Below are 11059 nucleotides of genomic sequence, written 5' to 3'. Positions count from 1 at the left end.
GTACAAGTTCGGTCATGCGGGGCTGTTACCTGTGGCTGGGGGGCGGCGACGGCCGTCGCCCCCGCGAGCGGGTGATTATCCGGATGCGGTGGGGGATGCCAAGCCGCGCGCGGAAGGACGGGCGGTTCCGGCGCGGGCCAGGTAGCGGCCCGGCGGCAGGCCGAAGTGGTTGCGGAACACGGTGACGAAGGCGCTGGAACTGCTGAAGCCCAGCGCATGGGCGATGTCGGCCACGCTGCGGCCATCGCCGAGCTGGCGCAGTGCCTCGGCCAGCCGCGCCTGTTGCCGCCACTGGGCGAAGCTGAGCGTGGTTTCCTCGCGGAAGCGGCGGGTCAGGCTGCGCGGCGACAACCCGGCCCACTGCGCCCATTGCGCCAGGCTGCGGCCGTCGGCCGGCTCGGCCAGCAACTGCGAGGTCACCCGCAGCAGGCGCCGGTCCTGCGGCATCGGCAGGTGCATGCGCTGGCGCGGCGCGTCGCGGATCTCGTCGAGCAGCACGCCGATCAGGCGCTGCTGGCTACCGCTGGCCTGCGGCGAAGGGTGCCAGCCGCCGATGCGCCGGGCCAGGGCGTGCAGCAGGTCGGAAATGCCGATCACGCAGGGATCGGCCGGCAGTTCGCCGCAGATGCCCGGTGCCAGGGCCATGCACCAGCCGCGCATCGGACCATCCACCTGGACGGTATGCAGCTCGGCCGGCGGCATCCAGCCGCCGGAGCCGGCCGGCAGCGACCAGGTGCCGTGGCGGGTGCGGGTGGTGAGCACGCCATGTTCCACGCAGATCAGCTGGGCGCGGGCATGCTGGTGCCAATCCACTTCGCGTGCCAGCCCCTGCGGGCTGTCGAAGCGGAAGCCAAGCACGGCCAGGCCGTCCTCGCGCTCGAACCAGTCCAGAGCTTCCTCGCGCCGCAGCTGCGGCAGCCTCAGCTCGAAGCCTTCCGGAGTGGTGTGGCTGGGCGGGGCCGGGATGCCCGGCGGGGGGAGCACCGGGCCCGGGGATGGCCCATATCTGTCATTCATTGGCTGGATTGTATTACCGGGCCAAGTACGCTGGAGCCTACAGTGCGCTTCCCGCCAATGAATGCATTGCTGCAACACAGCATCTGCTGCCAGATTGAATATTTTCATTGAGAAATATTCGATCTGGAAGAAAAATGCCCGCCCATGATCTGTGCGAACACCTCCCCCCCCAGTTTCGGCCTGCTGCTGCGGCAGACGCGCGACGGCCTGGCACGCCAGCTGGATGCGTCGATGGCCGAAGAGAACCTGGGCATCGGCTTCACCCACTTCGTCGGCCTGAAAGTGCTGGCCAACATGGCGCCCTGCACGGCGAACGAGCTGGCGCAGGCGCTGGACCAGGTGCCCAGCGCGGTGACCCGGCTGCTGGACAAGCTCGAGGCGCTGGGCTGTGTGCGCCGCGAGCCGCATGCGCAGGACCGGCGGGCGCTGCAGATCGTGCTGACCGAACATGGCCGCGAGCTGTGCGCGCGGCTGAAGAAGCGCGGCGACGCGGTCATGGATTACGCCATGCGCGACCTGAGCCCCGACGAACGCGCGCAGCTGCTGTCCCTCCTTACCCGCATCCGCGATTCCCTGACGCTCCCATGATCTCCTCCTCCGTATCCCATTCCCTGCGGCGCCGCGCCCGGCCGTTGCTGCCGGCCACGCTGGTGCTGGCGCTCGCCGCCTGCGCCAGCAGCGGCGGCCTGCAGCCGCAGGGCCGGCTGCTCGACGCCGACAGCCTGCACAGCGAACGCACCCTGGCCACCAGCGACCTGTCCGTGGCCGGTTTCCCGGCCAGCGACTGGTGGCGCGCCTTCGGCGATCCGCAGCTCGACGCGCTGGTCGCCGAAGGGCTGGCCGGCCATCCGAGCCTGGACGCGGCCGATGCGCGCCTGCGCCAGGCCCAGGCCCAGGCCGGCATCGCCCATGCCGACCGCCTGCCCAGCCTGTCCGTCTCCGGCGGCTACACCGGCGTGCGCCTGCCCGAATCGATGGTGGGCGAGGAGATGGGCGGCCGCTACATGGGCAGCGGCCAGGTCGCCTTCGATTTCAGTTACGGCATCGACCTGTGGGGCGGCAAGCGCGCCAGCTGGGAAGCGGCGGTGGACGCGGTCCACGCCGCGGCCGTCGATGCCCAGGCCGCGCGCCTGGCGCTGTCTTCCGGGATCGTCCAGGCCTATGTCGAGCTGGACCGCGCCTGGCGCTCCAACGATGTCGCCGAGCAGGAACTGGAACGCGCGCGCAAGACGCTGCAGCTGGTGCGCCAGCGCCGCGCCGCCGGCATCGACAGCGAGCTGCAGGTCCGCCAGGCCGAAGCCCGCATCCCCGCGGCGCAGCAGCAGCTGCAGGCCGCGCAGCAGCAGATCGACGCCGCGCGCACCGCACTGGCGGCGCTGGTCGGGCAGGGGCCGGACCGCGGCCTGGGCATCGAGCGCCCGCAGGCGCTCAACGCCGCCGCGCTGCAGCTGCCGGGCGTGCTGCCCAGCGAACTGCTGGGCCGGCGCCCGGACATCGTCGCCGCGCGCTGGCGGGTGGAGGCGGCCGGCAAGCAGATCAAGGTCGCCAGGACCAAGTTCTATCCGAGCTTCAACCTGACCGCGCTGGCCGGTGTGGTCGCGCCGAACGTCGGCGACCTGCTCAGGAGCAGCTCGACCTTCGCCTATCTCGGCCCGGCGCTGAGCCTGCCGATCTTCGAGGGCGGGCGCCTGCGCGCCAACCTGGCCGGCGCCGACGCCCAGTACGACCTGGCTGTGGCCGGCTACAACCAGGCGGTGGTCGATGCGCTGCGCGAGGTGGCCGACCAGGTCAACGCGGTGCGTTCGCTCGAACAGCAGGCGCAGTCGCAGCAGCAGGCGGTCGCCACCGCGAACGCGGCCTTCGACCTTGCCGGCCAGCGCTACCGCGCCGGCATCGGCAACTACCTGGACGTGCTGTCCGCGCAGTCGCAACTGCTCGGCGCGCAGCAGGCGCTGACCGCGCTGCACTCGCAGCAGCTGCTGGCCGCGACGCGGCTGACCCGGGCCCTGGGCGGTGGCTTCGAGCCGCCCGCCGATGGCGCCGCCGCCCCCGCTGCTTCCTCTTCCTCCGTGTCCACGCATTCCTGAGAAACACCCCCATGAGCCAGACCAATACTCCTGAAGCCCCCGTCGCGCGCAGCCGCCGTGGCCGGCTGCTGCGCGGGCTGCTTGCCATCGTCGTGCTGCTGCTGGCGGCATTCGCGCTGTGGTACTTCGCCTTCGGCCGCTGGTTCGAGGAAACCGACGACGCCTATGTGCAGGGCAACCAGGTGCAGATCACACCGCAGGTGGCCGGCACCGTGGTCGCCATCGCCGCCGACGACGGCATGCGCGTGGAGCGCGGCCAACTGCTGGTGCGGCTGGACCCGGCCGACACCGAAGTGGCACTGCAGCAGGCCGAGGCCAATCTGGCCCGCACTGTGCGCCAGGTCCGCGGCCTGTACCGCAGCGTGGAAGGCGCGCAGGCCGACCTGAACGCGCGCCAGGTCACCCTCAAGCGCGTGCGCGAGGACTTCGCACGCCGCAAGGACCTGGCCGCCACCGGCGCGATCTCCAACGAGGAACTGGCCCATGCCCGCGACGAACTGGCCGCGGCCGAAGCGGCGGTGGCCGGTTCGCGCGAGACGGTGGAGCGCAGCCGCGCGCTGGTGGACGACACCGTGGTCGCCACCCAGCCCGACGTGAAGGCCGCCGCCGCGCAGCTGCGCCAGGCGTGGCTCAACAATGCCCGCGCCGGCATCGTCGCGCCGGTCGCAGGTTTCGTCGCGCGCCGCTCGGTGCAGGTCGGCCAGCGCGTGCAGCCGGGCAATGCCCTGATGGCCGTGGTGCCCGCCGAGCAGATGTGGGTGGAAGCCAACTTCAAGGAAACCCAGCTGCGCCACATGCGCCTGGGCCAGGAAGTGGAGCTGCGCTCGGACCTGTACGGCGGCGAGGTGAAGTACAAGGGCCGCATCGCCAGCCTGGGCCTTGGCACCGGTTCGGCGTTCTCGCTGCTGCCGGCGCAGAACGCCAGCGGCAACTGGATCAAGATCGTGCAGCGCGTGCCGGTGCGCATCGCGATCGACGCCAAGCAGCTGGCCGAACACCCGCTGCGCATCGGCCTGTCGATGAAGGCCGAGGTGAGCCTGCGCGACCAGAAGGGCGAAGTGCTGCCGGCCAAGGCGGCCGAGGGCACCGTGTTCGACACCGATGTCTACGCCGCGCAGCTGCATGACGCCGACGAGGCGATCGCGCGGATCATCCACGACAACCTGCCGCGCCCGGCCAAGGCCGGCTGAGGTAGCCCCGCATGTCCGCTCAAGCTCCGGCCACGCCGCAGCCGGCCGCCGGTTTCGCGCCCCCCAGCGTGGCGCTGTGCACCGTCGGCCTGGCGATGGCCTCGTTCATGCAGGTGCTCGACACCACCATCGCCAACGTCTCGTTGCCGACCATCGCCGGCAACCTTGGCGCCAGTTCGCAGCAGGCGACCTGGGTGATCACCTCGTTCGCGGTCAGCACGGCCATCGCGCTGCCGCTGACCGGTTGGCTCAGCCGCCGCTTCGGCGAGCGCAGATTGTTCGTGTGGGCGACACTGGCCTTCGTCGTCACCTCGCTGCTGTGCGGCCTGGCGCAGAGCATGGGCATGCTGGTGCTGTCGCGCGCGCTGCAGGGCTTCGTCGCCGGCCCGATGTATCCGATCACCCAGTCGCTGCTGGTGTCCATCTACCCGCGCGAGAAACGCGGGCAGGCGCTGGCGCTGCTGGCCATGATCACCGTGGTCGCGCCGATCTGCGGCCCCATCCTCGGCGGCTGGATCACCGACAACTACAGCTGGGAATGGATCTTCCTGATCAACGTGCCGCTGGGCATCTTCGCCGCATCGGTGGTCGGCAGCCAGCTCAAGGGCCGGCCCGAGCAGATCGAAAGGCCGAAGATGGATTACGTCGGCCTGATCACGCTGGTGATCGGCGTCGGCGCGCTGCAGTTGGTGCTCGACCTCGGCAACGACGAGGACTGGTTCTCGTCGACGAAGATCGTGGTGCTGTCGTGCGTGGCGGTGGTGGCGCTGGCTGTGTTCCTGATCTGGGAACTGACCGACAAGGATCCCATCGTCGACCTGCGCCTGTTCCGCCACCGCAACTTCCGCGCCGGAACGCTGGCGATGGTGGTGGCCTATGCGGCCTTCTTCAGCGTGGCGCTGATGATGCCGCTGTGGCTGCAGCGCGACATGGGCTACACCGCGATCTGGGCAGGCCTGGCCACCGCGCCGATCGGCGTGCTGCCGGTGATCCTGGCGCCGTTCGTCGGCAAATACGCGGCGCGCTACGACATGCGCATGCTGGCCTCCATCGCCTTCGTGTTCCTGTCCTTGACCAGCTTCCTGCGCTCGGGTTTCAACCTGCAGGTGGATTTCCAGCACGTGGCCGGCGTGCAGCTGATCATGGGCGTGGGCGTGGCGCTGTTCTTCATGCCGGTGCTGCAGATCCTGCTGTCGGACCTGGACGGGCGGGAGATCGCCGCCGGCTCTGGCCTGGCGACCTTCCTGCGCACGCTGGGCGGCAGCTTCGCCGCCTCGCTGACCACCTGGCTGTGGGCGCACCGCACCCAGCAGCACCACGCGCAGCTGACCGAACACATCTCGGCCTATACGCCGGGCATGCAGGAACAGGTGATGGCGATGGGGCACGGCGACCTGCAGCACGGGGCGGCGTTGTTGAACAACATGATCGACCACCAGGCCTCGCAGATGGGTTTCAACGACATCTTCTACCTGCTGGGCTGGACCTTCCTGGCGATCATCGCCTTCCTGTGGCTGGCCAAGCCGCCATTCGGAGCCGGCGCCGGCAGCGTGGCCAGCGCAGGCGGCCACTGAGGCACCAAGATCCCCGCCCGCAAGGCGGGGATCTTCGTATGCGCGGAGCGGATGGGGATGGATGGGCGGCCTGATCCGGCTGCTTTCTTGCGGACGGCCCGCGACGATGCCCGGCGCAATGGCGACGGCAATGGAAGAATCGTCTGGGGCCGTCTTGCCTTTACACGGAGAGAGCCGTGGCCGGCGCTGCTGTGCCTTCCGGAGTCGCTTGCCGATGGCTGGCGGGGGATTCGATCCAGGCCCGGGAGACGGGCATGAAAAAACCCGCTTTCGCGGGTTTGATCTGTTTGAGTCGTGGTGCCCAGGAGAGGACTCGAACCTCCACGGTTTTACCCGCTAGTACCTGAAACTAGTGCGTCTACCAATTCCGCCACCTGGGCGACTCAGGAGAGGAATTGTGCAGGCATGGACACGGCATGTCAACGTTTCGTGCAGGCGATCAGGCGCATGATGCGATCGATGGCCTTGAAGGGGAGGGCCGCGATGCATCGCCTGCGCATGCGGCGGGGGTGCGCCCGTGCATCGCCTTGTTGATGGCTTGCGGGGACTCCGCCGGGCCCTGGAATGCGGGCATGAAAAAACCCGCTTTCGCGGGTTTGATCTGCTTGAGTCATGGTGCCCAGGAGAGGACTCGAACCTCCACGGTTTTACCCGCTAGTACCTGAAACTAGTGCGTCTACCAATTCCGCCACCTGGGCGACTCAGGAGCGGAATTATGCAGGGCGTTTCCGGGAGCGTCAACAACAAAATGCATGCGTGGCGCTCATGACGTGATGGCGCCTCGGGATTGCGCGTCCGGCGTTGCCGCCTGCGGCGCATCCCGCTGCCCGGCGATCTGGGTGAGAGCACCGCGTGCTGGATGGCAGGCAACAAAAAACCCGCTTGCGCGGGTTTTTTCGTTCCGAATCATGGTGCCCAGGAGAGGACTCGAACCTCCACGGTTTTACCCGCTAGTACCTGAAACTAGTGCGTCTACCAATTCCGCCACCTGGGCGATTCGGGCCGGCAATTCTGGTGGCGGCCCCGGCGTTTGTCAACGGTTTTCCCGGCGCTGGTGGCAGGGAGGCGTACGCGCTGCATGCACGCCGCAGCGGGTACCATGGGGCTCGATGAAAAACAAAAAGACCACCGGAGCCGGCAAGGCTCCCAAGTCCGCCCCCGGCGCAAAGCCGGGCAAGCCCCGCAAGCCCGCCAAGCTGCCGCCCTGGATGCCGGACAGCCTGGCCACTCCCGCCAAGGGCGGCAGGGGCAAACCCAACAAGGACGGCGCGCCACCGAAGAGTTTCGTGCGCGGCCGCTCCCGGCCGGCGCCCGCCGCGGCCTATGACGATCCCTATGCCGCGCGCGAGGCCGAGCGCTATGCGCAGCCCATCGCCAGCCGCGAGGCGATCCTGCAGCTGCTCGACCGCTGCGAGGGGCCGCAGAACGCGGAGGAGATCGGCGCCCGGCTCGGCCTGGTCGAACCCGAGCGCGCCGACGCGCTGGCCAAGCGCCTGGGCGCGATGGTCCGCGACGGCCAGCTGGTGCAGAACCGCCGTGGCGGTTTCGCCCCGGTGCTGGTCACCAACCTGATCCCCGGCGTGGTCATCGCCAACCCGGAAGGCTTCGGCTTCCTGCGCCCCGACGAGGGCGGCGACGACCTGTTCCTGCCGCCGTACGAGATGCGCAAGGTCATGCACGGCGACCGCGCGCTGGCCAACGTCACCGGCATCGACCGCCGCGGCCGCCGCGAGGGCAGCATCGCGCGCGTGCTGGAGCGCGGGGTCAACCGCCTGATCGGCCATTTCAGCGTCGAGATGGGCATCAACTACGTCGTGCCCGACGACAAGCGCATCCAGCGCAGCATCCAGATCCCGGCCGACGCCACCGGCGGCGCGAAGGACGGCCAGCTGGTGGTGTGCCAGCTGACCCAGGCGCCGGATTCGCGGCGCCCGCCGATCGGCAAGGTCATCGCCGTGCTCGGCGACCGCCTGACCCCGTCGCTGGTGGTGGAAACCGCCATCCACGGCCACGACCTGCCGCATGAATTCCCGCCGGAAGTGCTGGACGAGGCGACCGCGATCCCGATGACGGTGGAGCCGTCGATGATCGGTACGCGCGTGGACCTGCGCGCATTGCCGCTGGTTACGATCGACGGCGAGGACGCCAAGGATTTCGACGACGCGGTGTTCTGCGAGCCCAACCGCGACGGCTTCCGGCTGGTGGTCGCCATCGCCGACGTCTCGCACTACGTGCGCCCGGGCACGCCGCTGGACGACGAGGCGCAGAAGCGCGCCACTTCGGTGTATTTCCCCGGCTATGTGGTGCCGATGCTGCCGGAGACGCTGTCCAACGGCATCTGCTCGCTGCGGCCGAAGGAAGACCGCATGTGCTTCGTCTGCGACATGCAGGTGGACCGCAAGGGCGAGGTGACGCAGTCGCGCTTCTACGAGGCGGTGATGAGTTCGCATGCGCGCCTGACCTATACGCAGGTATGGAACGCGGTGGGCGAGGACGATGCCGACGCCAAGGCCTTCATCGGCCCGCTGCTGCCGCAGATCCAGAGCCTGCACCAGCTGTACCGCATCCTGGCCAAGGCGCGCGAACGCCGTGGCGCCATCGAGTTCGAGTCCTCGGAAGTGCGCTTCGTGCTGGACAACCGCGGCGAGGTCACCCAGGCCGGCATGCTGGTGCGCAACGACGCGCACAAGCTGATCGAGGAATGCATGATCGCCGCCAACGTGGAGGCGGCGCGTTACCTGCTGGCCACGCATATCCCGGCGCCGTTCCGCGTGCACGAGCGGCCGCCGGAATCCAAGTTCGCCGACCTGCTGGAATTCCTCAAGGAGTTCAAGCTGAGCCTGCCGGCCTGGAGCAAGGTGCAGCCGGGCGACTACACGAAGCTGCTCAAGAAGGTGCGCGAGCGCCCGGACGCGGCGCTGCTGGAATCGGTGCTGCTGCGCAGCCAGTCGCTGGCGGTGTATTCGCCGGACAACAACGGCCACTTCGGCCTGGCGCTGGAGGCCTACGCGCACTTCACCTCGCCGATCCGCCGGTACCCGGACCTGCTGGTGCATCGTGCCATCAAGTACGCGCTGACCGGCGGCCCGCGCGAGAAGTACACCTATACGCCGCGCGAGATGGCGGCGCTGGCGCTGCAGTGCTCCGAGCGCGAACGCCGCGCCGACGAGGCCGAGCGCGAGGTGGACGAGCGTTTCCGCGCGGCGTGGATGGAGAAGCACGTCGGCGGCCAGTTCGACGGCGTGATCAGCGGCGTGACCAGCTTCGGCCTGTTCGTCGAGCTGGACGAGTCCAAGGTCAACGGACTGGTGCACGTCACCCAGCTGCCGCACGACTATTACCAGTTCGATCCGATGCGCAAGACGCTGACCGGCGACCGCCGCGGCAACCAGTTCCGGCTCGGCGACCGGGTGCGCATCCTGGTGCTCAAGGCCAGCATGGAGGAGCGCAAGATCGACTTCCGCCTGGTCGAGCGGCTCGACGGCGAAGGCGGCGCGGTGGACGAGGACCTGCCGCCATTGCCGCCGCGCGGCAAGCCGGCCAAGCGCGCCAAGCAGAAGTACTGAAGTGAAGAACGGCCGGTGCCTCGCACCGGCCGTTCCCGTTAGGGCCCGGCCCGGGCAGGGCGGTCAGAAGAACAGCCCGTAGACGGTCTGCTCCACGCGCCCGGTGGCCAGGTTCACCAGCAGGGCGTCGTGGCCGTAACGCACCCATTCGTAGCCGACCGGCGGCGTTTCCAGGTCGAACAGCCAGTAATCGGCCAGCCGGTACTCCGGCGCGAAGAACGCCGCCGGCAGCAGGTCGCCGAAGTACCAGGTGCGTTCCACCCAGCCACGCGGCGGCAGGTAGGGGCCGATGACATAGCGGCGGTGGGCGCGGAAATTGTGGTTGAAGTGGCCCGGGTCGATCCGTTCCGGACGGCGGTCCCAGCCCGCCGGCGGGCTGATCGGGTGGTAGGCGCGGGGGCCGTGGAAGGCTTCGGGCGCATGCGCGCGCCCGGCCACCGGTGGGTGCCCGCCGCGCTCGTGTTCGTGTTCCTGGGCGGCGACGGCCGTGGCGGCGGACAGCGTGCCGGCCAGCAGCAGTACGGCCCAGGCCCTTGTCGTGGAGTTCCTGTTGCCGGTCATGATCGTGCTCCTGTTCTGTCGGGGGAGCCGGGCGGCGGTGTCCGTGGACAGGGGCGCCCCAGCGGTTCCGATGATGGGAGCGGTCTTGTTAGGCCCGCCGCAGGGGCGGATTAACGATCGTTAATCCGCGGCCGGCACGGTGCGTCCGTTCAGCCGGTACCGGTGCCGGCGGGGCCGATGCACTACCATTACGCGCCCAACTCCCCCTCGCGCGGTCGCAATGAGCAAGCAGAACCAATGGATCGTCGGCGTCAACGCCGTGGCTTCATCGATCGAGAAGGACCCGGACAACGTCCGCGAGGTGCTGATCGAGGCCGGCAGCAAGAACGCGCGCCTGGTCGAGATCGAGGAGAACGCGCGGCGCAAGGGCATCGACGTGCGCCGCGTGGGCGCGCAGGCGCTGGGCGGCGTGGCCGGGCAGGTGCGCCACCAGGGCGTGGTCGCGCGCTATGCCGCCGCGAAGCTGTGGGGCGAGAACGAGCTGGAGGGGCTGGTCGAGGCCGCCGGAGGCAAGGCGCTGCTGCTGGTGCTGGACGAGGTGCAGGACCCGCACAACCTCGGCGCCTGCCTGCGCAGCGCCGCCGCCGCCGGCGTCACCGCGGTGGTGATCCCCAAGGACAAGAGCGCGCCGGTCAACGCTACCGTGCGCAAGACCAGCGCCGGCGCGGCCGACCGCATCCCGGTGGTGGCGGTGACCAACCTGGCGCGTTGCCTGAAAGACCTGCAGAAGCAGGGCGTGTGGCTGTACGGGCTGGCCGGCGAGGCGGAGCAGACCATCCACCAGCTGGACCTGCGCGGCAACGTCGCGCTGGTGATGGGCGGCGAGTCCGACGGCCTGCGCCGCCTGACCCGCGAGACCTGCGATGGGCTGGTGCGCATCCCGATGCCGGGCGACGTGGAAAGCCTCAACGTGTCGGTGGCCACTGGCGTGGCGCTGTTCGAGGCGGTGCGGCAGCGGCTGGGGTAAGGCGGGGCGCAACCGATACCGGAAAGAAAAGACGCCCGGCGCTGCCCCGCGGCCGCGGTTTGAGGTGGTGTGTCTTATAAACATATGACGCGGCCGA

The 11059-nt window shown here is 69.4% G+C and carries 8 protein-coding genes and 3 tRNA genes; 6 read left to right on the top strand and 5 right to left on the bottom strand.

All coding sequences use genetic code 11. The annotated features are described in order from the left end of the window. Positions 1-75: 75 nt before the first annotated feature. A complete protein-coding gene (locus QMX80_RS16190) occupies positions 76-1017 on the bottom strand; it encodes a helix-turn-helix transcriptional regulator (RefSeq protein WP_282278159.1) in 942 nt (313 codons plus the stop codon). Positions 1018-1161: 144 nt separating this feature from the next. Between QMX80_RS16190 and QMX80_RS16185 the strand changes: the two genes are divergently transcribed. From QMX80_RS16185 to QMX80_RS16170, 4 genes are read left to right on the top strand one after another with little or no spacing between them, the layout of a single operon-like run. Beyond that, on the top strand, positions 1162-1605 hold the full coding sequence (locus QMX80_RS16185) for a MarR family transcriptional regulator (RefSeq protein WP_055764540.1): 444 nt from the start codon (positions 1162-1164) through the stop codon (positions 1603-1605). Next, positions 1602-3104, top strand: coding sequence for an efflux transporter outer membrane subunit (locus tag QMX80_RS16180; protein ID WP_282278158.1), 1503 nt, complete (start codon positions 1602-1604; stop codon positions 3102-3104). Before QMX80_RS16185 ends, QMX80_RS16180 begins: the two co-directional genes overlap by 4 nt. 11 nt (positions 3105-3115) lie before the next feature. Beyond that, positions 3116-4294 carry a multidrug efflux MFS transporter periplasmic adaptor subunit EmrA gene (gene emrA, locus QMX80_RS16175; RefSeq protein WP_273082151.1) on the top strand — a complete coding sequence of 393 codons (1179 nt, stop codon included), beginning with the start codon at positions 3116-3118 and terminating at the stop codon, positions 4292-4294. Positions 4295-4305: 11 nt separating this feature from the next. After that, positions 4306-5868, top strand: a complete 1563-nt coding sequence (locus tag QMX80_RS16170; RefSeq protein WP_282278157.1) for a DHA2 family efflux MFS transporter permease subunit — start codon at positions 4306-4308, stop codon at positions 5866-5868. A gap of 295 nt (positions 5869-6163) precedes the next feature. Here the strand turns inward: QMX80_RS16170 and QMX80_RS16165 are convergent. From QMX80_RS16165 to QMX80_RS16155, 3 genes are all read right to left on the bottom strand, one after another. Beyond that, positions 6164-6248 (bottom strand) — tRNA-Leu (locus QMX80_RS16165). Between the two features lie 233 nt (positions 6249-6481). Next, positions 6482-6566, bottom strand: a tRNA-Leu gene (locus QMX80_RS16160). A gap of 211 nt (positions 6567-6777) precedes the next feature. Beyond that, positions 6778-6862, bottom strand: a tRNA-Leu gene (locus QMX80_RS16155). A 115-nt stretch (positions 6863-6977) separates the two neighbouring features. Here QMX80_RS16155 and rnr point away from each other — a divergent pair. After that, complete coding sequence (gene rnr, locus QMX80_RS16150; protein WP_282278156.1) at positions 6978-9434, top strand: ribonuclease R; 2457 nt, start codon at positions 6978-6980, stop codon at positions 9432-9434. Positions 9435-9497: 63 nt separating this feature from the next. Here rnr and QMX80_RS16145 read toward each other — a convergent pair whose 3' ends face one another. Beyond that, positions 9498-9995, bottom strand: coding sequence for an RcnB family protein (locus QMX80_RS16145; RefSeq protein ID WP_273082146.1), 498 nt, complete (start codon positions 9993-9995; stop codon positions 9498-9500). A 220-nt stretch (positions 9996-10215) separates the two neighbouring features. Between QMX80_RS16145 and rlmB the strand changes: the two genes are divergently transcribed. Continuing rightward, on the top strand, positions 10216-10962 hold the full coding sequence (gene rlmB / locus QMX80_RS16140; RefSeq protein ID WP_055764552.1) for a 23S rRNA (guanosine(2251)-2'-O)-methyltransferase RlmB: 747 nt from the start codon (positions 10216-10218) through the stop codon (positions 10960-10962). The last annotated feature ends 97 nt before the right edge of the window (positions 10963-11059 follow it).

Origin of the sequence: Stenotrophomonas sp. PS02297, from assembly GCF_029959705.1 — a bacterium.
Classification (GTDB): domain Bacteria; phylum Pseudomonadota; class Gammaproteobacteria; order Xanthomonadales; family Xanthomonadaceae; genus Stenotrophomonas; species Stenotrophomonas nitritireducens.
The sequence above is the reverse complement of the archived record's forward strand: the minus strand, read 5'-3'. Positions and strand labels throughout refer to the sequence as shown.

What these genes read in the sequence shown, in the direction of transcription:
- emrA (WP_273082151.1), top strand. Translation starts at nt 3,116, where the DNA reads ATGAGCCAGACCAATACTCCTGAAGCCCCCGTCGCGCGCAGCCGCCGT.
- QMX80_RS16180 (WP_282278158.1), top strand. Translation starts at nt 1,602, where the DNA reads ATGATCTCCTCCTCCGTATCCCATTCCCTGCGGCGCCGCGCCCGGCCG.
- QMX80_RS16190 (WP_282278159.1), bottom strand. Translation starts at nt 1,017, where the DNA reads ATGAATGACAGATATGGGCCATCCCCGGGCCCGGTGCTCCCCCCGCCG.
- QMX80_RS16170 (WP_282278157.1), top strand. Translation starts at nt 4,306, where the DNA reads ATGTCCGCTCAAGCTCCGGCCACGCCGCAGCCGGCCGCCGGTTTCGCG.
- QMX80_RS16185 (WP_055764540.1), top strand. Translation starts at nt 1,162, where the DNA reads ATGATCTGTGCGAACACCTCCCCCCCCAGTTTCGGCCTGCTGCTGCGG.
- rnr (WP_282278156.1), top strand. Translation starts at nt 6,978, where the DNA reads ATGAAAAACAAAAAGACCACCGGAGCCGGCAAGGCTCCCAAGTCCGCC.
- QMX80_RS16145 (WP_273082146.1), bottom strand. Translation starts at nt 9,995, where the DNA reads ATGACCGGCAACAGGAACTCCACGACAAGGGCCTGGGCCGTACTGCTG.
- rlmB (WP_055764552.1), top strand. Translation starts at nt 10,216, where the DNA reads ATGAGCAAGCAGAACCAATGGATCGTCGGCGTCAACGCCGTGGCTTCA.